Raw genomic sequence first — 21621 nt, 5'->3', positions numbered from 1 at the left:
TTACTGATTAATTACATTGATTTTGTAATCAATCTTTAGGTTATCCGTGGTAGTTAATTGAACTAAATAGATACCATCGGCGAAATTGCCCGTTGAGAAGCGTAAGGTACGCTGCTTCCCTAGATTCTGCTTTGCAAGCACCAATTTACCGCTCATATCGAAAATGGTGAGTTCTTTCACATCATATCCTTCAGGATTACTTACTTGTAACTCGGCAATAGGATTATTCTGAACAAAATCTACATTCTCTTTCAATTCATCCTGCGCCTTCACGATTAAATCGTTTAATACACCACCCTCATAAGGGGATTGTTCTTCCTGATCTATAGTCCTAAAGGAAATAAAGAAACGATCTCTGTATTCACCTGGGCTTAGAACCCTATTCCAAACTTCACCATTGGAAATTTCTTCATAGGTGTTTGCTTCTGAATCATGAATGTATGCTGTATGGTATGGTACATTAATCTCTTCTATGAGTTTGACCTCTACATTCATTTCTTGTTGCAAATTGAATGCAATAGGTACCATTTTCCTTGGATCATCGAAAGGAATCGTTTGAATTACCAAATTACGTTGGGTTGCACTTGGGTTTTGTCCTTGTCCGCTTCCACTTCCCGGTCCAAGATTCGTGGGCATATATGCTTCCGCAATAGCGCCATCCATAGGATGTCTAGCATCCATACCCCTGTCAAAACCATCTGTAGCGGTATCATGAAATGCTAATACCATATCTCTAAAGTGAGTTCCATCACCAAAAATGGTATGAACACGAATTTGGGGAGTATAATTTGAATAATCTATGGTGGGAACATCATCACTTGACGAACCGTCGTTATCATTATCACCAGAGTCATTATCATCTGTATCATTACCATCACCAGTATCGGCGGCAGTAGTAGGGCCAAAACCATTTGTAGTTCCATTTTTGTCGCCATCTTCCATAATTCTCCATTCAGAATTATTAGAAGCACCTTCTTTTACATATTGTCTGTGACTGTTCTTAATGGTTATTTGGCCATCACCAGGATTAGCAGGATCACCTACTATCATGAATCCTTGACCAATAGGAGCATAGCGCCTTTCAACCGCCAAAGGAGTATATCCAACAGCAGTAGATATGGGATTACCGGCACCGTCATAGTTCATAAAAGTGGGCACCGTATATATACCGGGGTTAGCATCATCTGCTTCGGGTCCAGGAACCCAAGTTCCATAACCTCCTTTATTGTCAAAGTAGGTGTGTGAGTTAACAGAACGATCCTCATCCCAATAACGGAATTCGGAAATTTCTATATTATCAGTATCGTAGAAAACATCTTTCAAATCCAGGGCAGAAGGATAAGGGTTTCCCGCAAGGGTAAAGTAATATATATTACCATCTGTCCAAGGTACCGCAGCAGTCTGGACTGGTAAAGTAATATCTCCATTGTTTGGACGCCCCCTAAAATCATAAATCTGGTTGTTGGCATCTTGATATACTGTAGTACCATCTGCAGAAGTGGTCTCGTTGGTTCCTTTCATAGTAAAACCATATCCTGCAGGTATACTGTTCCCTGTACCTCCCCAAACCCATCTCTGAGTTGCGGTGTTCCAGTAGTCGTACCAGCGAGTTGATACGGTTAATGGGTTAGACCACCCATTATGGGCATTAGTTGTAGCAGCTGTCGTAGATTGTGTTAGTGTCTCAACTTCCGCCAATTTTGTAAGTCCAAAATTTCGGTTTCCAGTTCCAGCATTACCACTCACAGGGGAACACCAAAAATTATAGTCATAGGCATCGCTATTACTATCTTGGTATACCGAAAGCCACCCAGTACCCACATTAGTGGTACTTCCTGATTCTCCTTGAATCAGCTGAGCACGTTCCCTTAGGTATATACTGGCTTCTGTAGTCGCATCATTATTGTTACGAACCAAATTAATTTCTTCTTCCACATACAAAATCTGATCATCTACATAGATGTAAGAATCAGTACTGGAGGTCGCATTAGGTGAAATATATAACTGCCCAAAAACGGCGCTAGTTACACATAACATAGCTAGTGAAAGTAGTAGGTTTTTCATACTTTTTATGTTTAAAAAGGTGATAGTTATGGGGGTAACTATCAATATGTTGCTGTAAAAATAGAATTTTTTTTCAATTACCAGCACAATATTGTGCGAAATTTCCGTTGGTATTGCTTTACCTTTCGATAAAAAACGTTAAATATCCGATGAAAAAGTGCCTACAATTGCCCAACTTTGCATTATGAAAATTGGAGATCATGTATATGTTTTGGACGACACTCTGGCCGGAGTGATCACAAAAATTGATAAAGATGTTGTGACTATTGAAACCATGGATGGGTTTGAGATGGACTTTTCTAGAAATGAGTTAGTTGTGACCGTACCAGGCATTGCAATCGACAAGAATATAGATGCAGAAGTAATAACCAATGTCATTTCTGAGAAAGAGGGCTCCGCAAAAAGAAAAGTTAAGCGTTCAAAGCCTAAAGAAAGAAATCTCCCGGCAATGGAGGTCGATCTTCATATCCACCAGTTGGTAAAATCCTCTAGAGGTATGTCAAACTACGATATGCTTAGCCTTCAAATAGATACGGCCAAACGACAATTAGATTTTGCCATTTCAAAACGTATTCAGAAAATTGTATTCATACATGGAGTAGGAGAGGGTGTCTTAAGGGCTGAATTGGAATATTTATTTCGGCGCTATGATAATTTAAAGTACTATGATGCCGATTTTCAGAAATATGGAAGGGGGGCAATAGAAGTGTATATATTCCAGAACAAAAAACCCTAATCTTCAGGGAAATTGGGAGTTAGGGTAATGGTTCCCGTCAATATTTCGTCCATATTACCCATATCCAACGTTTCGAATGTGATTTGTTCGTCACCATTAACGAGCACCAGGTTTTGAACGATCAATGTGATATCACTGCTAAAGTTGTACGAATGTTCCCTGAATTCATCTATTGCAACAGACTTGGCGATCAATGCATTTAGGAAATTGGGCGTGCCTGTTGTGTCTGTGCTGTAGCTAGAAGGGTCTAGGGTGCCATTGGCTTCATAGCGAGTTAAAACACCGTCATCATCATCATCAGCGTCCAAATAGTCCGCAATGCCATCTCCATCCGTGTCTTGTGGGTTGTCAGGGTCGCCGCCTATTTCGTCAACGGTAAGTACATTGTCCCCATCGTCATCTTCATCATAAAAATTAGGTATTCCATCACCGTCAAGGTCGCCAGTGCCCTCTTTTAGGGGGTCTTCAGAATCTTCAAAAGGAATGGAATCGTTATCGTCAAGCCCTACGACAGTAGTGAGGGCTGCATTTCCGGAATTGCCAAAATACTCTATGGAAATCTCTGGATCCGAGGGGGGAATCTCATTACAGAAGTACGAATTTGTAACTGTACCGTTAAAAATTCGATAATTCATCACATTGGTAGAGGCATCTAAGGTAAAGTTCCTTGTGCCTTGTTCTGTAAATAATTGGTCGCTGGTTCCTAATCGAAGGGAAATTGTCTCTGTGCTCCCAGTATTGATCTTGAAAAACACATATCCTCCTGCTTCCCCACAATTTTCCAATGAACTATCATCAAAGTCAAAGGAAGTAACAATGATATCTCCATCATTACAACTCCATGAAAAGAGGGCTAGGGTAATGGCCGAAATTAGGACCCTATATTTTATCAAAAAGTAGGACATGACACAAAGAAACACAATCTTTTCTATTCACGCCAATGATAAATATTTTAATACGTATTTTTGCCCAAGTTCATAAGAGAAGTAACTAACTCCAACCTTCAATGAAAAAAGTGTATTTCGATAGTGCCGCGACTACAAAGCTAAGAAACGAAGTGATTTATTGTATGACTGAGGCTTTAAAAACGGAATATGGAAACCCTTCATCTACACATTCTTACGGTAGATCAGCTAAATCATTACTTGAAAATTGTAGAAAAGAAATAGCCAAGCATTTGAATGTAACGGCAGGTGAAATAATTTTCACTTCTGGCGGGACTGAAGCAGACAATCTTATTTTACATAGTTGTGTGCGTGATTTGGGTGTAAAGCGAATTATTTCGAGCAAAATTGAACATCATGCGGTGTTGCATACCATCGAGGAAATGGAAGCCAATTATGGTATTGAGGTCAATTACGTAAAGCTGGATGATTGCGGACATGTGAATTATGACGATTTGGAGGTATTGTTGAAAAAAGGGTCTGAGAAAACCCTTGTTAGTTTGATGCACGTAAATAATGAGGTTGGCAACATATTGGATATTAAGCGAACTGCCTTATTGTGCAAAGAGAATGATGCGCTATTTCACAGTGATACCGTGCAAAGTGTGGGGCATTTTGAATTGGATTTTTCTGATATACCCATCGATTTTGCTGCTGTAGCTGCCCATAAATTTCACGGGCCAAAGGGAGCCGGTTTTGCTTTTATTAGAAAGAATACGGGCTTGAAGTCTATGATTTATGGTGGTGCACAGGAACGAGGGTTAAGGGCTGGTACCGAGGCGGTTTATGCCATTGCAGGTATGGCGGAAGCATTAAAGATATCTTATCAAAACCTTGCCGAGGAAAAAGCCTATATCACAGAGTTGAAAAACTACTTTAAATCTGAATTGAGTCAGCATATTGAAGGGGTTTCCTTTAATGGCTCATGCGATGACAATGATAAAAGCACCTATACACTTTTAAATGTGTGCTTGCCCATTACCCCTGAAAAGGGAATGATGTTATTATTTCAAATGGATTTGAAAGGAATAGCTTGTTCGCAAGGCAGTGCTTGCCAAAGCGGTAGTGCAGGCGGATCCCATGTTTTGAATGAAATCCTCTCTGAAGAAGATAGAAAGAAGCCTTCTTTGCGTCTATCTTTTTCAAGTTTTAATGACAAAGAGGAAATAGACTATGTAGTTCAGGTATTGAAGGAATTTGTGAATTCCTAAAACTTCGCCGTTACTCTAACATTGAACACCCTAGGAGTTAGGAAATTAGGTATAGAATACTGCACTTTGGTGTATACGTCCCTCACAAAAGTATTCGTGATTGAGTTCTGAACATCGAAAATATTAAATATCTCTGCACCAATGGTAAGCTCTCTAAACGGCTTAAATAGACCACTGTCCTTGCGTTTCTTATCATGTATTAACACATAGTTTATCCCAAGGTCTGCACGTCTGTAATCCCTTAGTCTGGTCTGGAAGTCATAAGGATCTGCATAACTTGGCGAACCACCTGGAAGCCCAGTGTTATACACCAGATTTAGATAAGCCTTCAGGTCTGGAATTACCTTTACGTAATCCTGGAATAGCACCCCAAATTTTAAGCGCTGGTCTGTGGGCCTAGCAATGTATCCACGGTCATCAATGTTTTCTTCTGTCTTGAGGTATCCAAAACTCACCCAACTCTCCGTTCCTGGTACAAATTCACCCGCCAAACGTAAATCGAGTCCATATGCAAAAGCTTCGGCATTATTTCGTGCACGATAGCGAATGCGAACATTTTCAATAGTATATGGGTTAACATCGGTTAATTTCTTATAATATACCTCACTATTCAGGGTAAAGGCCCTGCCCCATAGGTCGAAGCTATAATCGTTCCCCAAAACTACATGAATGGATTGTTGTGCTTTCACACCTGGCCTTACGGTACCCGTAGAATCCCTCAGTTCACGATAAAATGGAGGCTGGTGGTATAACCCTCCAGAAAGGCGGAAAAGCATGTCCATATCCTTCCAATTGGGCTTGAGTGTTATCTGTGCCCTAGGGCTAATTACCGTTTGAGTCTCGCTTGTAATCCCATCTCCACCTACGGTCCAATTCTGTGATCGTATACCTGCATTCATCCAAAGTTCACTTTCTCCGATGTTGGTAAGCTTGCTCCATTGCACGAAACCGGAAATTCGGTCAATCTGTGCATTGTTTTGCGAGCGAATAGAAGTAAAGGGAACAATTGGCGAATCGAATGGTTCGTAAGGTTGATTGTTAGGTAAATCGAGAATGGGAGGTCTAATGGAAAAACCTGCCGAATCTATTACTTCGTATTCCTGAACACGGTCCCTTATATCTTCATGGGTATATTTTATACCATATTCTATGGTATGATCCTCTATTTTGAGTGTACCTTTATGTTGCGCATTTATAATAAGGGCATCAAGATCGTTTCTTGCGTGTGTTAGTTGACTCCCGATTCCCTCAGCAAATTCAACTTCACCTAGATCTTCATCACCAATATTGGTATTTACTTCACCCAGAAGGTATTGTGCCTGTATATCGAAGTATTCTTGCTCAGTGGTTTGATAAATGGACCCGATAAACTTGGCGGTATAGTTTTCGGAGGCAACGTAGGTCCCTTTCATGGCGCCAAAATAGGTGTTGTAACGATCTTCTTCCTGCCCATCATAAAATATAAGAAGGGCCACAGGATCTGTTATGGTACCAAAATTGGTCTGCCGAGTTAACGGCTCATACTGGTAGTCGTTTACAGAAATATTCCCAAGGAAGCCTAATTCAAACTTATTACTGAACTTGTATGTGAAATAGGTTTGTGCATCTGCAAATGTGGGACGAAAATTGGTTTCCGTTTGTTTGGCATTCACAAAAAGACTGTTATCCCTATAACGCAATCCCACAATACCTGTAAGACGTCCATCATTGGATTTTCCACCCAAAGAAGCACTCGCTCCCAGTAAACTGGCATCAATAGATGCCTCGAAACCTGTGGGCTGACGATAGGTAATGTCCAACACGGATGAAAGCTTGTCGCCAAACTTTGCTTGAAACCCACCAGCAGAAAAATCTACACTGGAGGTAAGGTCAGGGTTTACAAAACTCAAACCTTCCTGCTGCCCGCTTCTAATGAGAAAGGGGCGATACACCTCAATTTCGTTAACATATACAAGGTTTTCATCATAATTTCCACCTCGCACGGCATATTGGGTGCTCAATTCATTATTACTACTAACCCCAGGAAGTGAGGTGAGCACATTTTCTACACCGGCATTGGCACCAGGAATGCGTCGAATGGCCTCAGGACTAATGGTGGTGATTCCCTCTACGCGTTTTCGTTTTTTCGCGTCAATGACCACCTCTCCAAATTGCTCTATATCCGTTTTAAGCGATGGGTTAAACTCATAATCTTCATTAGATGACAATGTGATGGTAAGTTCTGCGTCCTTAAAACCTAGATAAGAATATGTTATGACCACACGCTCATTCGCAGGTATTTCCAATACATAGGCCCCGTTGAAATCCGTTTGCGTGCCTACATCACCTGCTACGATATTTACGCCATTCAACGGTTCATTGTTGTCGTCGAGAATAATTCCCCTTACGGTGGCAGTTTGTGCTTGAAGAAATCCTACAAATAATAAGAGAAAGAATAGCGGCAGTAAATATTTTGTTTTCAAAAGCGAATATTATAGTTGTTTTCTGAAAAAAGTTGCTTCAAATGTAGTACTATTTCCCACATTATCCACGACAATTACTTTCAATTTGTTTTCGGCTTCAGTAATGATATTGTCGGCGAAATCATATACTAAAACGTCTTTTTTGTAATCATATTCTGTGAGGATGAATTTTCCATTAATAGTAGCACGGTAGGTGCTTACTCCCGTTTCGTTATCCTCAATTTTTATTTCAAGGGTATTGTTTTTGCTTATCCACTTACCATCCTGAAAATTAAGTGGTTCTATCGTAGGACGAATGGTGTCCCTTGCTAGTACATAAGTTCCGAAAGTCCTGGTTTTGGCCGACAGTTTCTTTCCGTTGCGATAGGTTGTGTAGTAAAAAGGAGGTTTGTTGTAGTTGTATTTTCCGATATATAACTTGCCCATATCCTCCTTGGTATAGTTGGAGGCATCAAAGGATATGGTCATATTCTTATGTAAAGGCACCACATCTTCATGTAGTTTTAGGGTATCCACATCGGCCTGAATGTCCAGATAGGTATTCTCATAAAGACTTTCGGCAGGAATGTAGATACTGAATTTTCCCTTGGTAATGGAGTTTCCCTGATCATAGGCAACAAAGTCCAACCCTTCCTTGCTTTCCAAAGGCTCCAAAATTTCCTGTTTTTTCCCGGTAACTGGAATGGTGACTACGGTTTTGTTGTTCTGAAAATCCAAAATTTCAATCCGATACACTGAAGAAAAACCATCTTCGACGGTCACATATCCTTTGCCCGTCTCATTTACAATGACGCTCAAGGGATTATTGGGTTGTCGAAATAGCTTCTGAACACGAATTTTGTTCTTCTTGTAATAGCCATAGTCTATATAGCGATTAAGGTATCGGGTTTCGGAAAACGAAAAACGATTGAATTCCACTTTATAGGTTTCCTCTCCATTGTATGAAGCTGTTATCACATAAGAACCGTTTTTGTTCGATGCGCCATCATGTTGGTCATTGGTGGAAACCCCAAAACCAATGGTGCCTAAAGCTTCTATTGCCTCAGCGCGATAGGATCCGTCCTTCTGCTTTGTCAACCTTAACTTCTGTGGCTTTTGCGAGCCGTTTACAACTGCCTCTTCGGTAGGATACACCATAATGGCATTTACCAAAGGATCCTTGCTGTCGGCAATGTCTATTCCAAATAGCATAGGATTCATAGGCCGTGAGGAGGCATCCCTTATCTCATAGTGCAGATGGGGGCCGCCACTACTTCCAGAATTCCCCGTATAACCAATGAGGTCGCCTTTGTTCACAGGGAGCACATCCGATTCGGGAAAAAGCTCTATCTCATATTCTTCCTTTTCGTATTGTTTCTTCTTAACGTATTCCTGAATAGCCCCTGCGTAGGCATTTAAGTGCGCATACACCGTATTGTATCCATTAGGGTGGGTTAGGTACAGGGCTTTTCCGTAGCCATAATGAGACACTTTGATTCTTTTTACGAAACCATCTGCCGGCGCGTAAATAGGAAGCCCTCTTTTTTGTTGTGTTTTAATGTCTAGGCCACTATGAAAGTGGTTGCTCCTGAGCTCTCCAAAATTTCCTGAGAGAATTAAGGGAATGTCTAATGGTTTATCAAAATAATCTGCAGGAACATTCTGTGCATGAATTTGAATCCCAACAAGGATTAAAAGCAAGAAATAGGATCTCATAAAAATTCTAATTGTCTATAAATTAATGGGGAGATTCAAAAATTATTGCAAACGTATTCAATAATACAAAAAAAAGGCAAAAACAATTGGCATATTTGGGCTACAATGTTAACTTTGTGTAATAAGTATTGAATAAAACCGTTCATGTCCAACATTGTTGAAATTGTTGATTCTCTAGAAAATAGAATTAGTAAACTGCTTCACCGGCACGAGAAGTTGAAGCAAAAAAACAAAAAACTAGAGTCGGAGTTAACAGTTTTGAAAGAGCTAAATGAGAAAACCAAGGAAGAGGTTGCTCAATGGCGAGATAAGTGTGGATCACTGAAATTGGCAAATTCATTGCTTGGCAGCGACCAACATAAACGAGATACGAAACTCAAAATAAATGCTTTAGTTCGGGAAATAGACCAATGTATTAGTCAACTTTCCGAATAAGATAAAAATAATGTCGAACCCACTAAAGATTAAACTCTCTATTGCCGACAGGGTCTACCCGTTAACCATCGACCCAGCACAGGAGGAGGGGCTCAGAAAAGCCACCAAAAAAATAGAGGAGATGATCAAACGTTTTGAACAGAGCTACGCAGTTCGGGATAAACAAGATGTTTTGGCCATGTGTGCCTTGCAGTTTGCAGCACAAGTGGAACAACGTGGAATAGACAAGGTAAATGATCAGCACGAAGTGGAGGAGAAGCTTGAAGCTTTAAACCATCTTTTAAAAGATCATTTAGCATAACGTTCTTTAAAATAAATAAGGTACTGCCTGCATTAATACTATTTTTTGGTAAACTCAACACGAATTCTTTAAAAAGGGTGAGTTGAAGTTGTAAAAGCGAGCCGTCTTTGAGCGGATACTTGACCAGCTTGTTAGCCCTAAACTTGTTTTTAAGGAGTTTATTCAAAAACACAATATTAGTGTGGGCTTTTTTTATACACTAACTTAAACTTATATGGACAATATAATTACGATAGCAATTGCAGCTGTAGTAGGTTTGGCGATCGGTTTTATTATCGCCAAAATGCTCGAGAAAAGCAATGCTTCGCAGGTAATAAAATCGGCCAAGAAAAATGCAGCCTCTATCACCAAGGAAGCTAAAAGCGAAGCCGAAGCCCTTAAAAAGGATAAAATACTACAGGCCAAGGAGAAGTTCATCGAACTCAAGGCAGAGCATGAAAAGGTGATCCTTAACCGTGACAAGAAAATGGCCGAGGCCGAAAAACGAACTCGCGATAAAGAATCACAGGTGTCTAACGAGCTCTCAAAGAATAAGAAGCTCAATTCAGAATTGGAAAGTAAGAAGAAGGACTATGACAATCGTTTGTCTTTGTTGGACAAAAAGAAGTCGGAGGTTGAGAAGATGCACAAGAGTCAGATTGAGCAGTTAGAGGTTATATCCAGCCTTTCTGCGGAGGATGCCAAGGCGCAACTAATGGAAAGCCTTAAAAGTGAGGCCAAGACGGATGCCATGGCATTTATTCAAACCTCAATGGAAGAGGCCAAGATGACGGCACAACAAGAAGCTAAGAAGGTGATCATTAATACCATTCAGCGAATTGGTACTGAAGAGGCCATAGAAAACTGTGTTTCCGTTTTCAATTTGGAAAGTGATGATGTTAAGGGACGCATTATTGGACGGGAAGGTCGTAATATTCGAGCTATTGAAGCCGCAACTGGCGTAGAGATCATTGTAGACGATACCCCAGAGGCTATTATTCTCTCCTGTTTCGATTCGGTAAGAAGGGAAGTTGCTCGTTTATCACTGCATAAATTGGTAACCGATGGTAGAATCCATCCCGCCCGTATTGAAGAAGTGGTTCGCAAAACCACAAAACAGATAGAAGAGGAAATTATTGAAGTAGGAAAGCGAACCGTGATCGATCTGGGTATCCACGGCTTACATCCTGAACTTATTAAAGCAGTTGGAAGAATGAGATATCGTTCTTCGTATGGACAAAACCTGCTACACCATTCACGTGAAGTAGCTCGATTATGCGGCGTTATGGCTTCAGAAATGGGATTGAATGCCAAGCTTGCCAAAAGAGCGGGATTGCTTCATGATATAGGAAAGGTGCCCGAGGCAGAAACTGAAACCCCTCATGCTATCCTAGGTATGCAATGGGCAGAAAAGTTTGGTGAAAAGCCTGACGTTTGCAATGCCATTGGTGCTCACCATGATGAGATAGAAATGAACAACCTATTGTCTCCTATTGTTCAGGTGTGTGATGCCATAAGCGGTGCACGTCCTGGAGCGAGGCGGCAGGTGTTGGATTCCTATATACAGCGCCTTAAAGACCTAGAGGATATCGCTTTTGGATTTAATGGCGTGAACAAGGCATATGCCATTCAAGCAGGTAGGGAACTTCGTGTGATTGTAGAGAGTGAAAAGGTAAGCGACGATAAAGCCGCTCAACTTTCTTTTGAGATATCACAAAAGATCCAGACGGATATGACCTATCCCGGACAGGTGAAGGTTACTGTGATTCGTGAAACCAGGGCTGTGAATATAGCTAAGTAAGAAACTTAGGACTAAGGACAGTTATCAAAAGCCCGAAAACCAGGTAAGCACTTTCTATTCGTCGTAAATATTTGAATAGCCACTACCAGGCAATTCGAAGAATTTGCCATTAATGAATCGATAATTTCGGTCCAACCCACTAATTTGCTCTAAATCTGAAGCGTCAAGCTTAAGTTCGCTTGAATTGAAATTACTGATGATGTTCTTTTTTGTAGTCGATTTTGGTATAACCGCTATATCCCGTGTTAAATGCCAATTGATCAATACAGCTGCTGGGTGCACACCATGTTTGTCGGCTATGGACTTTATAGCAGGGATTTCAAACAGACTTGGCTCATCGGATGCCTTCATGCTATCTGCTCTATCCCCGGATCCAAGAGGGGAGTAGGCGGTTAAGTGTATCCCGTGTTCCTTACAATATTGAACCAATGTTGGTTGCTGGAGTAAAGGATGCATTTCTACCTGATTCATCTCCGGTTTTTCCTTTGAGTTCGCAACTAGTTCGCTTAGCTTTTTTACACTGAAATTTGATACACCAATGTGTTTCGTTAGGCCTTGTGCTTTAACAGACTCCATAGACTCCCAAGTAGTTGCAGAGGGAAGTTGTTCCAGAGGAACATAATCTTCAGGCCCTTGTGGAAAGGAAACTCCCTTTTGAAAGGCTACTGGCCAATGGATCAAGTACAAATCCAAATAATCCAGTTGTAGCTTTTTAAGTGATTCTTGTAAAGCGGGTACAACCGATTCAGGATGGTGAGAGTCGTTCCAAAGTTTTGAGGTAATAAATAAATCTTCCCTTTGTAGCTTGCCTTCTTCAAAAACACTTTTGAGGACCTCACCAATTTCTTCTTCGTTTCCGTAAACCGCAGCGGTATCTATATGTCTATATCCAGAATCGATGGCATCTCTCAACGCATTTTTCAGTTCGTCCCCTGTGGCTTTCCATGTTCCTAGGCCCACGGCATGGAAGGCATCTCCATTCTTAAATTGTAGTGTTTTCATTTCCTTCTTTTTAGGCTAATGAAATTACAAATAAAAAGCACAATTGAAAAGGAATTAATTAGTTGTTTCTTGGGTGATACTGTTCAATTACAGAGGCCAAATGAGATGTGTCTATATGAGTGTATACTTCTGTTGTAGTGATACTTTCATGTCCCAACATTTGTTGTATGGCCCGTAGGTCGGCTCCATTTTTAAGTAAATGGGTGGCAAACGAATGCCTAAAGGTGTGTGGACTTACTTTTTTACGAATGCCTGCTTTTTCTGTGAGTTGTTTAATAATGGTGAACACCATGGCGCGTGTAAGCGGCTTACCCCTTCTATTGAGAAAGAGATAGTCCGTAAATTCATTTGGGATATTTTGATGAGAACGAATTTCTTTCCTGTATAGCTCAATGAACTTAACCGCTTGTAAGGCAATGGGAACAAAACGCTGTTTGTTTCCTTTACCGGTTACCCTTATGAAGCCCTCTTCAAACAGCAGGTCAGATATTTTAAGCTGAGTAGCTTCAGAAACCCTTAGGCCACAACTATATAAAGTTTCAAGAATGGCTCGGTTCCGCTCCCCTTGCTCGGTGCTCAGGTCTATTTGCGCAATAATTTGGTCGATTTCCTCTTTGGATAGGGTATCAGGCAGTTTTCTCCCTAATTTAGGCGATTCAATGAGTTCTAACGGATTCGTAGTTCTGTATTCTTCAAAGATTAGGTAATTAAAAAACCCCCGTAGGCCAGAAATGATACGGCTCTGAGATCTCGGGTTTACATCTTTAGCTATTTGATAAATGAATTCCTGAAGGGTTTTTTCGGAAATGGATAGGGGAGATTCCTTTATATCATGCTGCTCTAACCAATCGATCAATTTTAAGATATCATAAGCATAGTTGGTGATGGAATTCTGTGATAGGCCACGTTCAATGTGGAGGTAATGTTTGTAATCGGTAAGTGCGTTAGACCATTTCATTCTATATTTAAAGATATTCCAAAAAAATGAAGATGAAATAACAACCTATCAAAAATCGTTGTAATTTTACATTCATAACTAAACTTTTACCCCCATTATGAGAAAAATAGCAATTACTGTAATCGCAGTATTAATTTCTTCGGTTACATTTTCCCAAGGTTTGGATCTTGGGATTAAGGCAGGTGTCAATTTTGCAAGTATTACAGATGCATCCGGTTTGGATAATCGTACTGGCTTTGTTATTGGTGCCTTTGCAGGTGTTAAACTTGGAGACAAATTGGGAATTCAGGGAGACTTACTCTATTCGCAGCAAGGAGCGGAGGCAGATGTCGATAAAATTGACTTAAACTATGTGAATATTCCCGTAGTCCTAAAGTATTTTGTTACCGAAAACTTGCACATTCATGCAGGACCACAATTTGGTTTTGTCGTCGATGATAATATAAAGGACGTGTTTGCCAATGTTGCAGAGGCAGAAACAGCAGACGTTTCTGGTGTTGTAGGTGCTGGGATTGATTTACCTATGGGTATTCGTCTCGATGGACGTTATAACTTTGGTTTATCCGATGTAATAAAGAGCACAAGTAGCGATGTAAACATAGAAAGTGGTAAAAATAGTGTGATTACGCTTTCTGTTGGATATTCTTTCCTTTAGTAAAATACTAAGGATTCTTTAAAAGGGTTGCAATGCAACCTTTTTTTTATTCTGAAAATCAGTCATTTACATAATTATTTTTTAGTTTAGTTGTATTAATCAAACTTCAAACTAAACAATTATGAAAAAATTATTCACCCTGTTGGTGATTGCGATGTTCGCATTCACTTACACAATTAGCGCACAGGATATTTCCATTGGCGCCAAGGCAGGTCTTAATCTAGCGTCGATTAATGGAGACGTTGCCGATGATTTAAGCTTAGATGGTAGAACGAGTTTCCACATTGGTGCAGTGGCCAATATTGGTATTGGAGAGTTCTTTGCCGTACAACCAGAAGTTGTTTATTCTGCTCAAGGATTTACTTCGGATGACGAAGGAGAAGATGTAACCGGGAAATTGGATTACATTAATGTGCCCGTATTGGCAGATTTCACCATTGCCGAAGGCTTCAGCTTACAGGGAGGGCCTCAATTTGGGTTCAATATTACTAGTGAGGCAGAGTCCGACGGTGAGACCGAAGAAATTGAGGATGTGGAATCCGTTGATATCGGAGCAGGTATTGGGGCACAGTATAAACTACCTGTGTTGGGATTGTTCTTTCAGGCACGTTATGTCATCGGTTTTAGTGATGTAGTTAGTGATTTAGATGGAAAAAATTCGAATATAAGTATTTCAGTGGGTTGGTTTTTTAACTAAACCAGCGTGCTTATCTTAAGTTAAGGAGTCTATCTTAGACTCCTTTTTTATTGTATATCAGTTAGTTACGATGTTTAATTAAAGAAAACAGGGTTTTTCCTGTATAATTTTCAGAAAAATATTTCTTAGTTTCGAGCCGTAATTAAACTTCAAACTAAACAATTATGAAAAAAGTAATCTTATTTGCAGTTGTAGCTGCATTCACTTTTACTATGAGTGCTCAGACCGAAAAGGGAAACTGGTATTTTGGTGCTGATGCAGGGATTTCATTTTCTTCTAACAAAATGACCCCAGAATTCGACGGAACTGATGGAGAAGACACAACCACTTCTACTTTCAGTGTAACTCCAAGTGCTAACTACTTTGTTATCGATAACCTAGCAGTTGGATTGGATCTATCCTTTACTTCCTCAAACACTAAATTCGATACCGAAGGTGGGGAGCAGGAATTTAAGAGCAATTCTTTTGCTGTTATCCCAAATGGAACGTATTTCTTTGGAAGCAGCAGTACACGTCCTTACATTGGAGCTGGTGCAGGTCTAATGTCTATGGGTGGAGAAGAAGATTCTACCAAGTTTAGTGGTCTAGCAATTAAAGGTCAAGGTGGTGTTGCCATTTTCTTGAACGATAATGTTGCTGTTAACATTGGTGTTGAGTACATTAATGCTAACCTTACTAACAAGGAAGAAGACCAACTTAAAAACAAGTCAAACACTTTAGGTGTAGGCGCTGGTTTTTCTATTTTCCTATAAGGAACATATATCTATACAAATTGCAAAGAACGGGGTCCAAATGGACTCCGTTTTTCTTTAAACAGGATTGGCAGGGTAAAAAACGAAAGGAATTGTATTTAGCGCTTCTTCCAAAGGGCAAAGATCAGCCAACCAGAAAGGGCCGCAACTCCCAATAATACAATTGCGCCTAACATATTTCCGTATATAATGTATCCTGTCCCGAAAAGAGCGGTGTAAACAAATACCACACCCAACAACATAGAGGCGAGGTCTATGGTAAACCGATCTGTGGTTTTCGCAAGTTCAGCTCCTTCGGAAGCCGCTTTTCTTTTAAAACCGTTCCAACCAATGCCATAAGGTGTAATAGAATTGTAGAACTTCGTAAGATGTTTCGTATCGGTAGGTTTAGTCACCATAGTAGCGACAATCCATGCAATAGTGGTAATAAGAACCCCTAAAACGAGCTTTTCATGATCTTCGAGCCCTAATTCGGTAAATTCAAAAAACAAGGCTATTGCGAATGAAACGATCATACCTACGATTTCACTATATGCATTAACACGCCACCAGAACCACCTTAGAATGAAAATGAGACCCGTGCCAGCACCTATTTGAAGGAGAATATTGAAAGTATCCAAAGCGCTTTCAAATTGCAGTGCAAGCAGGGCTGCTAGAATCATGAGCACGACGGTAGAAAGCCTTCCCACCGATACCAATTCCTTCTCAGAAGCTTCAGGCTTCATGAATCGCTTGTAAAAATCTAGCGCAACGTATGAGGAACCCCAATTAAGGTGTGTAGAGATGGTACTCATAAAGGCTGCAATTAAAGAGGCAACTACCAAACCTAACAATCCTTTAGGTAAATGGGTTAGCATAGCTGAATATCCTAAGTCATGCCCAATGGTCGCTTTGGGAAACTGAGCAGAAATATCAGAAAGTTGTGGGTACAAAACCAAAGAAGCCAAAGCAATCAATATCCAAGGCCATGGGCGTAACGCGTAATGCGCTATATTGAATAGGAGTGTGGCCCCAATAGCATTTTTTTCATCCTTGGCAGAAAGCATTCTTTGGGCAATATATCCACCACCGCCAGGTTCTGCACCGGGATACCATACGCTCCACCACTGAACTGCAATGGGTATAAGAAGTAAGGTTAATAAACTTTTCGAATCGCTAAAGTCTGGAAGAAAATTTAATTTATCCGATACATTTTCATGCTGCAATAAATTATCTAAACCACCTATTTCGGGCATTGTAATAATGAAATATGCTGCCCATACAGACCCTACCATGGCTACAATGAATTGTAGGAAATCTGTAAAAATGACTCCCCTTAAGCCTCCAATGGAACTATAGGCAACCGTGATAATAGAGGCGTAGACTACCGATTCCCAAGGTTCCAAGTCAAAGAGAATCCCTCCAATTTTAATAGCTGCCAAGCAAACGGAAGCCATTATCATTACATTAAAGAAAACCCCTAGGTATAAGGCTCTAAATCCACGAAGAAAAGCTGCTTCCTTCCCACTGTAACGCAATTCATAGAATTCCAGATCGGTTAAGACTTTAGAGCGACGCCAGAGCTTGGCATACACGAATACGGTTAACATACCCGTAAGCAAGAAGGCCCACCACACCCAATTTCCAGAAATTCCATTCTGCCGGACGATATCCGTGACAAGGTTGGGCGTATCGGCCGAAAAAGTTGTAGCCACCATAGATATTCCCAACAGCCACCATGGCATGTTCTGTCCTGAGAGAAAGAATTCCTTGGTGTCTTTTCCAGAGCGTTTGGAGACGACAAGTCCAATAATCAGGAAAATGACAAAAAATGAAATAATGAAAACCCAGTCGAGAGTGGCTAATTGCATAATAAGAAATATTAGTCTTTTAGGCCATCAGCCTGTCCAACCCAATCATCCCTTTCTATTCTACCTGGGAAGAAGTCGATTAATTCGGTAAGCACTCGGATGTCTTCATCCTTAAACCGACTAATTTGTTCATAGTTATAAATACCAATTTCATTGAGTTTTTGTTCAATGTATGGCCCTATACCATTAATTTGGGTAAGATCTTGTTTGTTTGAAGGTTCTGCATGACCGAAATTATCGAAGTTGAGTTTCGGTTTGTTCAATGTATACGTTATGTAACTTGTCCTGGCTTTTTGGGCAATATCCTCAGGTGCTAAAGCTTCTACTTCCTCAGTTTTCTTTGGCTCCTCTTCTTCTATGTCTAAATCGTTCTGGAGCTCTTCCTGCGTTTCTTTAACCACTTCAATAATCTTGGGCTTAATCTCCGTGAATATGACATCAATGTCTTTCTCATCACGGACCATTTTGGTTCTTTCGGAGCTTTTATTAATCTTTCGGAGTGCCTTGAGGTATTTGGATCGCTGCATGCTCCATGCAGAAAAATAACCGATTAAAAAGGTACTCAACATAAGGAGAAATATCCCTAGATAATCTGGTAATTGATTTATAAACTCTGTAAACTGATCCATTAACTTGAGCTGTACTTTATTTCTATCCGCCTATTCAGTAAACGACCTCTTTCAGTTTTATTGCTTGCAATAGACTTAGATTCACCTTCAGATCGCGCTACGACTTTTTTCCTGTCCAAGTTGCCCTTCGTTACCAAATACCAACGGACCTGTCGTGCGTATTTTAAGCCTACCATATAATTATCATTGGCATTCCCTATATTATCTGTATGGCCAATTACTTCAACAATTAAGTTCGGGTTATTGCCCATTGCTTCCTTCACTTCTGCCAATAAATCCTGTAAGTCTTTATTTACAAAAATATCATTATTTACCAATTTAGGGTAAATAGTTTTGTCTTCCGGTAGTTCTAATGCTGCAGATGCAATTCGTTCGAGATCTAATGGATTGAATGAAAAGGAGATACCATCATCGAATTTTTGATTTGCATCAAAATTAATTTCACGAATAACGGGCTTAATCACAACCCTTTCTTTGGGAATACCCATTTCCAACAATAAATCCCTAACCTTTTTACCTCTTTGGAACCCTAAATTTGGAGTATCTATATTTTCTGATGCACTATACAAAGAATAAATATGAAGCTCTTCATTAGGGTGGGAGATCATATAGGTGTTCAGCTTGTATTTGAAATCTTTAATTTCATCTTCAATAATGATGTCCGGGCTATTTTTTAAAAACCCGATGCCCTTATCGAAAAGAAATATCACATCGTTCTTTGGGGTAATGGCCTTCAGGCCATCTGGCAGTTCAATACTGTCATTAGAGTCATTTTCATTCTCGGTCAGGTTAAGACTGTCTTTATTCTGAACGAAAGGTTCGAGGGAGTCATCGGTTAACGGTCCATCGTTCATTTCAACCACTGTATCGGACGTTGCACTGGCAACATCTGTTGTCGGGTTGGTTTTTTCGTGGGTAGGATCAAGAATGGAAAACAACCACAAACCGAAGAAAGACCATATAAGGAATACCAGAAGAGCAATAAGGAAATTCTTCATTTCGGGTAATAGGTTGTTTTAGAGGTGTTGAAAAAGCTATTCAAAGCATAACAAACATACTAAATTAATTAATGCTTTGGTATTCAAAAATTAATCAATTTTTCACATAGAACTTAACATTTTTTATTTAGATTTGTATCAGAAATGAGAATTCAAAACTTACATCATCATCATTTATCACGACTGGCTCAGGCGAGGTGATAGATTGTATGTGTGATTTTACCATATCAACAAACCCGTTTGAGTATTCAAACGGGTTTTTTTTATGCCCAAATTTTAATAAAAAAAGAAGGAAAAATGATCAAATTAAAAATTGCTGTACAAAAGTCGGGGAGGCTTCACGATGACTCCTTAAAACTGCTTAAAGATGCTGGGATAGCCATCGATAATGGCAGGGATCAGTTAAAGGCTGAAGCTAAGAACTTCCCTGCGGAAGTCTATTATTTACGCAATGGGGATATACCTCAGTATTTAAAAGATGGCGTGGTAGATTGTGCTATTATTGGTGAAAATGTTCTTGTAGAAAAAGGCGAAGACATAGGTGTAGCCGAAAAATTGGGCTTTTCGAAATGCAGGGTTTCCCTGGCAGTTTCAAAAATTTTCGAGTACGATAGTTTATCTGACCTTAACGGAAAACGCATTGCCACCTCATATCCCAACACAACAAAAAAGTACCTTGAGGAAAACGGAGTGGAGGCAGAACTTCATGTGATCAACGGAAGCGTGGAAATTGCCCCCAATATTGGCCTTGCCGATGCTATTTGTGATATCGTAAGTAGTGGCAGCACCTTGTTTAAGAACAACCTAAAGGAAGTTGAAGTGATGATGAAAAGTGAAGCTGTCCTGGCAATATCCCCAAAATTACCACAGGACTCAAAAATCATACTCGATAAGCTTCAATTCCGTATTCAAGCCGTATTGAAGGGAAGGGATTCGCGCTATGTGCTTCTCAATGCCCCAAATAACAAACTTGATGAGATAGTTTCTATCCTCCCCGGGATGAAAAGCCCTACCATACTTCCTCTTGCAGACGATGATTGGAGTAGTGTTCACAGTGTCATAAAACAGGATGAATTTTGGGAAGTGATAGATCAATTAAAGGGAGCTGGAGCGCAGGGTATTTTGGTTTGTCCAATAGAAAAAATGGTGATTTAATTAGAGGATATGCAAATAATAGAAAATCCAGATAGTTCACAATGGCCCCAATTATTGGCTAGGCCAACGCAGTCGGTGCAGGATATTGAATTTACGGTACATGAGATTTTTGCGGAAATACGTCAGAAAGGTGATATCGCAGTTTCTAAGTATACCGAACTGTTCGATGGGGCGGTGCTCGACAATAACAAGGTGAATTCGTCCGAAATTGAAAGCGCAAAAAAGGCTATAACCAAAGAGTTGGTCGCTGCCATTGCCCTTGCTAAAAACAACATCGAAAAATTTCATAAAGCACAGAAAACGGAAACAGTACGAGTTGAAACGTCTCCCGGTGTGCAATGCTGGATCGAAAAAAGGCCTATTGAAAGGGTCGGGCTCTATATACCAGGAGGTTCTGCACCCTTGTTTTCCACGATACTCATGTTGGCGATTCCTGCTGTTTTAGCCGGTTGCAAGGAAATTGTGCTATGTACGCCTCCCAATAAAGATGGAAGTGTACATCCCGCTATTCTATATACGGCAGATTTATGTGGAGTAACCCAAATATATAAAGTTGGTGGTATACAGGCAATAGGGGCCTTGGCATTTGGAACTGATGCTATCCCTAAGGTTGACAAAATATTTGGTCCTGGGAATCAATATGTAACAGTGGCCAAACAACTGGCTACCAAGTTTCAGGTTGCCATAGATATGCCTGCAGGTCCGAGTGAGCTTATGATTTTTGCCGATGATACAGCGGTGCCTTCCTTTTTGGCTTCAGATTTATTAAGTCAAGCGGAGCATGGTGCAGATAGTCAAGTGATCCTTGTGTCCACATCAAAAAGGATAGCTGAAAAAACATTAAAAGAAATTAAAGTGCAATCTAAAGTATTGCCACGTAATACTATTGTAAATCAGTCTATTATAAATTCTAAAATAGTTGTAGTAGAAACTAATGAAGAAGCCTTGAGGATGATCAATATGTATAGTCCCGAGCACCTCATTATCATCAGTGAAAATGAAGACTATTTTGTGAGGAATATTGCCAATGCGGGATCTGTTTTTCTAGGGAATTTCACCCCAGAGAGTGCAGGGGATTATGCTTCAGGAACTAACCACACACTACCAACCAACGGATATGCAAAACAATATAGTGGTGTGAACCTAGACAGTTTTATGAAAAGTATGACGTTTCAGAAGATTTCGGAAGAAGGGTTAAATAACATAGGAAATGCTATAGAGTGCATGGCAGAAGCCGAAGGACTGCAAGCCCACAAGAATGCGGTAACCCTTAGATTGGACTATTTGAAGGCGTAGG

Annotated in this window: 19 protein-coding genes and 1 other RNA gene; 11 read left to right on the top strand and 9 right to left on the bottom strand. The window is 40.2% G+C overall.

Annotation, left to right across the window (positions count from 1 at the left end; all coding sequences use genetic code 11):
* Positions 1–2064, bottom strand: coding sequence for a DUF8693 domain-containing protein (locus tag AC6JAD_RS15585; RefSeq protein ID WP_461303280.1), 2064 nt, complete (start codon positions 2062–2064; stop codon positions 1–3).
* A gap of 184 nt (positions 2065–2248) precedes the next feature.
* Here AC6JAD_RS15585 and AC6JAD_RS15580 point away from each other — a divergent pair, with 184 nt between their 5' ends.
* Positions 2249–2800: a DUF8465 domain-containing protein gene (locus AC6JAD_RS15580; RefSeq protein ID WP_461303279.1), complete on the top strand. Its 552-nt coding sequence runs from the start codon at positions 2249–2251 to the stop codon at positions 2798–2800.
* Here AC6JAD_RS15580 and AC6JAD_RS15575 read toward each other — a convergent pair.
* Positions 2797–3705, bottom strand: coding sequence for a hypothetical protein (locus AC6JAD_RS15575; RefSeq protein WP_461303278.1), 909 nt, complete (start codon positions 3703–3705; stop codon positions 2797–2799). The genes AC6JAD_RS15580 and AC6JAD_RS15575 overlap by 4 nt on opposite strands.
* A gap of 101 nt (positions 3706–3806) precedes the next feature.
* On the opposite strand from AC6JAD_RS15575, the gene AC6JAD_RS15570 reads away from it, so the two are divergent.
* Positions 3807–4955: a cysteine desulfurase family protein gene (locus AC6JAD_RS15570; protein WP_461303277.1), complete on the top strand. Its 1149-nt coding sequence runs from the start codon at positions 3807–3809 to the stop codon at positions 4953–4955.
* On the opposite strand, the gene AC6JAD_RS15565 is transcribed toward AC6JAD_RS15570, so the two are convergent.
* Both AC6JAD_RS15565 and AC6JAD_RS15560 read right to left on the bottom strand, forming a co-directional pair.
* Positions 4952–7417: a TonB-dependent receptor gene (locus AC6JAD_RS15565; RefSeq protein ID WP_461303276.1), complete on the bottom strand. Its 2466-nt coding sequence runs from the start codon at positions 7415–7417 to the stop codon at positions 4952–4954. The two genes, AC6JAD_RS15570 and AC6JAD_RS15565, sit on opposite strands and share 4 nt — an antisense overlap.
* 9 nt (positions 7418–7426) lie before the next feature.
* Positions 7427–9112 carry a M23 family metallopeptidase gene (locus AC6JAD_RS15560; protein ID WP_461303275.1) on the bottom strand — a complete coding sequence of 562 codons (1686 nt, stop codon included), beginning with the start codon at positions 9110–9112 and terminating at the stop codon, positions 7427–7429.
* A 144-nt stretch (positions 9113–9256) separates the two neighbouring features.
* On the opposite strand from AC6JAD_RS15560, the gene AC6JAD_RS15555 reads away from it, so the two are divergent.
* The 4 genes from AC6JAD_RS15555 (at position 9257) to rny (ending at position 11628) form a co-directional block, all read left to right on the top strand.
* Positions 9257–9547: a coiled-coil domain-containing protein gene (locus AC6JAD_RS15555; protein WP_461303274.1), complete on the top strand. Its 291-nt coding sequence runs from the start codon at positions 9257–9259 to the stop codon at positions 9545–9547.
* Between the two features lie 10 nt (positions 9548–9557).
* Positions 9558–9848 (top strand): cell division protein ZapA, encoded by a 291-nt coding sequence (locus AC6JAD_RS15550; RefSeq protein WP_461303273.1) that lies wholly within the window; start codon positions 9558–9560, stop codon positions 9846–9848.
* Positions 9849–9900: 52 nt separating this feature from the next.
* A non-coding RNA gene (gene ssrS, locus AC6JAD_RS15545) (6S RNA) lies at positions 9901–10008 on the top strand.
* A gap of 54 nt (positions 10009–10062) precedes the next feature.
* Positions 10063–11628: a ribonuclease Y gene (gene rny / locus AC6JAD_RS15540; RefSeq protein WP_461303272.1), complete on the top strand. Its 1566-nt coding sequence runs from the start codon at positions 10063–10065 to the stop codon at positions 11626–11628.
* Between the two features lie 54 nt (positions 11629–11682).
* Here rny and AC6JAD_RS15535 read toward each other — a convergent pair whose 3' ends face one another.
* Together AC6JAD_RS15535 and xerD are read right to left on the bottom strand one after the other, a co-directional pair.
* Positions 11683–12630, bottom strand: a complete 948-nt coding sequence (locus tag AC6JAD_RS15535; RefSeq protein WP_461303271.1) for an aldo/keto reductase — start codon at positions 12628–12630, stop codon at positions 11683–11685.
* A 58-nt stretch (positions 12631–12688) separates the two neighbouring features.
* Entirely contained in the window at positions 12689–13588 is a 900-nt protein-coding gene (xerD, locus tag AC6JAD_RS15530) for a site-specific tyrosine recombinase XerD (RefSeq protein WP_461303270.1), read from the bottom strand.
* 97 nt (positions 13589–13685) lie between these two features.
* Here xerD and AC6JAD_RS15525 point away from each other — a divergent pair, with 97 nt between their 5' ends.
* From AC6JAD_RS15525 to AC6JAD_RS15515, 3 genes are all read left to right on the top strand, one after another.
* Positions 13686–14243: a porin family protein gene (locus AC6JAD_RS15525; RefSeq protein WP_461303269.1), complete on the top strand. Its 558-nt coding sequence runs from the start codon at positions 13686–13688 to the stop codon at positions 14241–14243.
* 121 nt (positions 14244–14364) lie between these two features.
* Complete coding sequence (locus tag AC6JAD_RS15520) at positions 14365–14940, top strand: porin family protein (protein ID WP_461303268.1); 576 nt, start codon at positions 14365–14367, stop codon at positions 14938–14940.
* Positions 14941–15104: 164 nt separating this feature from the next.
* A complete protein-coding gene (locus AC6JAD_RS15515; protein ID WP_461303267.1) occupies positions 15105–15692 on the top strand; it encodes an OmpW family outer membrane protein in 588 nt (195 codons plus the stop codon).
* A 98-nt stretch (positions 15693–15790) separates the two neighbouring features.
* On the opposite strand, the gene AC6JAD_RS15510 is transcribed toward AC6JAD_RS15515, so the two are convergent.
* Genes AC6JAD_RS15510 through AC6JAD_RS15500 form a run of 3 tightly spaced genes read right to left on the bottom strand, consistent with a single transcriptional unit; the run spans position 15791 to position 19169 of the window.
* The gene (locus AC6JAD_RS15510; protein WP_461303266.1) at positions 15791–17542 is read right to left on the bottom strand and encodes a sodium:solute symporter family protein; all 1752 of its coding nucleotides are present in this window, start codon (positions 17540–17542) and stop codon (positions 15791–15793) included.
* 11 nt (positions 17543–17553) lie between these two features.
* Positions 17554–18171: a helix-hairpin-helix domain-containing protein gene (locus AC6JAD_RS15505; protein WP_461303265.1), complete on the bottom strand. Its 618-nt coding sequence runs from the start codon at positions 18169–18171 to the stop codon at positions 17554–17556.
* A complete protein-coding gene (locus AC6JAD_RS15500) occupies positions 18171–19169 on the bottom strand; it encodes an OmpA family protein (protein WP_461303264.1) in 999 nt (332 codons plus the stop codon). Before AC6JAD_RS15500 ends, AC6JAD_RS15505 begins: the two co-directional genes overlap by 1 nt.
* A gap of 297 nt (positions 19170–19466) precedes the next feature.
* On the opposite strand from AC6JAD_RS15500, the gene hisG reads away from it, so the two are divergent.
* Together hisG and hisD are read left to right on the top strand one after the other, a co-directional pair.
* Entirely contained in the window at positions 19467–20324 is an 858-nt protein-coding gene (gene hisG / locus AC6JAD_RS15495; RefSeq protein ID WP_461303263.1) for an ATP phosphoribosyltransferase, read from the top strand.
* Between the two features lie 9 nt (positions 20325–20333).
* On the top strand, positions 20334–21620 hold the full coding sequence (gene hisD, locus AC6JAD_RS15490; protein ID WP_461303262.1) for a histidinol dehydrogenase: 1287 nt from the start codon (positions 20334–20336) through the stop codon (positions 21618–21620).
* Position 21621: the final 1 nt, after the last annotated feature.

Source organism: Aureisphaera sp., assembly GCF_059726885.1.
This window is presented reverse-complemented; position numbering and strand designations above follow the sequence as displayed.

Bases quoted from the DNA above. Each gene is read 5' to 3' on its own strand.
- AC6JAD_RS15585 (WP_461303280.1), bottom strand. From the start codon at position 2,064: ATGAAAAACCTACTACTTTCACTAGCTATGTTATGTGTAACTAGCGCC.
- AC6JAD_RS15580 (WP_461303279.1), top strand. From the start codon at position 2,249: ATGAAAATTGGAGATCATGTATATGTTTTGGACGACACTCTGGCCGGA.
- AC6JAD_RS15575 (WP_461303278.1), bottom strand. From the start codon at position 3,705: ATGTCCTACTTTTTGATAAAATATAGGGTCCTAATTTCGGCCATTACC.
- AC6JAD_RS15570 (WP_461303277.1), top strand. From the start codon at position 3,807: ATGAAAAAAGTGTATTTCGATAGTGCCGCGACTACAAAGCTAAGAAAC.
- AC6JAD_RS15560 (WP_461303275.1), bottom strand. From the start codon at position 9,112: ATGAGATCCTATTTCTTGCTTTTAATCCTTGTTGGGATTCAAATTCAT.
- AC6JAD_RS15555 (WP_461303274.1), top strand. From the start codon at position 9,257: ATGTCCAACATTGTTGAAATTGTTGATTCTCTAGAAAATAGAATTAGT.
- AC6JAD_RS15550 (WP_461303273.1), top strand. From the start codon at position 9,558: ATGTCGAACCCACTAAAGATTAAACTCTCTATTGCCGACAGGGTCTAC.
- rny (WP_461303272.1), top strand. From the start codon at position 10,063: ATGGACAATATAATTACGATAGCAATTGCAGCTGTAGTAGGTTTGGCG.
- AC6JAD_RS15535 (WP_461303271.1), bottom strand. From the start codon at position 12,630: ATGAAAACACTACAATTTAAGAATGGAGATGCCTTCCATGCCGTGGGC.
- xerD (WP_461303270.1), bottom strand. From the start codon at position 13,588: ATGAAATGGTCTAACGCACTTACCGATTACAAACATTACCTCCACATT.
- AC6JAD_RS15525 (WP_461303269.1), top strand. From the start codon at position 13,686: ATGAGAAAAATAGCAATTACTGTAATCGCAGTATTAATTTCTTCGGTT.
- AC6JAD_RS15520 (WP_461303268.1), top strand. From the start codon at position 14,365: ATGAAAAAATTATTCACCCTGTTGGTGATTGCGATGTTCGCATTCACT.
- AC6JAD_RS15515 (WP_461303267.1), top strand. From the start codon at position 15,105: ATGAAAAAAGTAATCTTATTTGCAGTTGTAGCTGCATTCACTTTTACT.
- AC6JAD_RS15510 (WP_461303266.1), bottom strand. From the start codon at position 17,542: ATGCAATTAGCCACTCTCGACTGGGTTTTCATTATTTCATTTTTTGTC.
- AC6JAD_RS15505 (WP_461303265.1), bottom strand. From the start codon at position 18,171: ATGGATCAGTTTACAGAGTTTATAAATCAATTACCAGATTATCTAGGG.
- AC6JAD_RS15500 (WP_461303264.1), bottom strand. From the start codon at position 19,169: ATGAAGAATTTCCTTATTGCTCTTCTGGTATTCCTTATATGGTCTTTC.
- hisG (WP_461303263.1), top strand. From the start codon at position 19,467: ATGATCAAATTAAAAATTGCTGTACAAAAGTCGGGGAGGCTTCACGAT.
- hisD (WP_461303262.1), top strand. From the start codon at position 20,334: ATGCAAATAATAGAAAATCCAGATAGTTCACAATGGCCCCAATTATTG.